Origin of the sequence: Verticiella alkaliphila (assembly GCF_018904615.1) — a bacterium.
In the GTDB taxonomy this organism is placed as follows: domain Bacteria; phylum Pseudomonadota; class Gammaproteobacteria; order Burkholderiales; family Burkholderiaceae_B; genus Verticiella; species Verticiella alkaliphila.
The window spans coordinates 1-1251 of record NZ_JADCNH010000103.1; the positions used below are offsets into that span (position 1 = coordinate 1).

Annotated in this window: 1 protein-coding gene; it reads left to right on the forward strand. The window is 61.8% G+C overall.

What is annotated here, in order from left to right:
- The first annotated feature begins 61 nt into the window (after window positions 1-61).
- A protein-coding gene (locus tag IMZ29_RS22405) for an IS3 family transposase (RefSeq protein WP_253207386.1) occupies window positions 62-1215 on the forward strand; the annotation gives its coding sequence in 2 pieces (ribosomal slippage) (window positions 62-329 and window positions 329-1215; 1155 coding nt in all).
- Window positions 1216-1251: the final 36 nt, after the last annotated feature.

Here is a 1251-nt window from a genome sequence, read left to right on the forward strand (position 1 = left end):
TGGGCTTGCCCCGTTACTCCGGACAGATCAGATGGCATGATCATGCCTGGAGAGCGAAGCGATGGCACGAAGCAGAAGACATTTCACGGACGAGTTCAAGCGCGAGGCGGTGCGGCTGGCTGAGCAGCCCGACAGCAACGTATCGCGTGTAGCGCAGGACTTGGGTCTGGATCCCAGTGTTTTGCGGCGTTGGGTTGGACAGATGCGCGGCGGCATCTGGGAGTGCGCGCCTGGCAAGCCGCTCAAGAGCGCGCAGCAACAGGAGATTGAGCAGTTGCGCCGAGAACTGGCGAAGGTCCGGACCGAGCGGGACATCTTAAAAAAAGCGGTCGGATACTTTGCCAAGGACCAGACATGAAGTATCCGTTCATTGCCCGTCATCGGGCGGTCTGGCCGGTCAGCGAGCTTTGCCGGACGCTTGGAGTGTCGCGCAGCGGCTTCTACGAATGGCACGCCCGCTCGCCCAGCGCCCGCCAGCGGGCCAACGAGCGGCTGCTGGGCCGTATTCGCGAGAGCTTTCAGGCTAGCGACCGGACGTACGGCAGTCCTCGGATATGGCGCGATCTTCGAGCCTGGGGCGAGCGCTGCGGCCGACATCGCGTCGCGCGCCTCATGCGTCACGCAAGCCTCGTGGCACGGGCCAAACGCCGTCGTCATCCGTCCGATACAGGACCCAGATCGGCTCATGCCATTGCTGCCAACGTGTTGGATCGCGACTTTACGGCCAGCGCACCGAACCAGAAATGGGTGGCGGACTTCACCTACGTCTGGACGGCCGAGGGCTGGCTCTACGTCGCCGCCGTCATGGATTTGTACTCTCGGCGTATTGTCGGTTGGTCCATGCAGGCCAGCATGACGTCCCAACTAGTAACCGACGCTCTGATGATGGCCTTACACCGTCGAGGCCGGCCACGCGAGGTCCTGCACCACTCCGACCAGGGCAGTCAGTACACCAGCGAGCAATTCCAGATGCTGTTGGCCGATTCGGGGATCGTATGCAGCATGAGCAAGCGAGGTGACTGCTGGGATAATGCCGCCATGGAGAGCTTCTTCTCCACACTGAAGACCGAACGCCTGAGCCGACATATTCACCGATCCCGCGATGAATGCCGAGCCGAGGTGTTCGATTACATCGAGCGGTTTTACAACGCGCGACGCCAGCACTCAACGCTGGGATACGTCAGCCCCATCCAGTTCGAGGCGGCGGCTTGTTAGGTTAAACAACCTGTCCGGCGGGATGGGGCAAGCCCA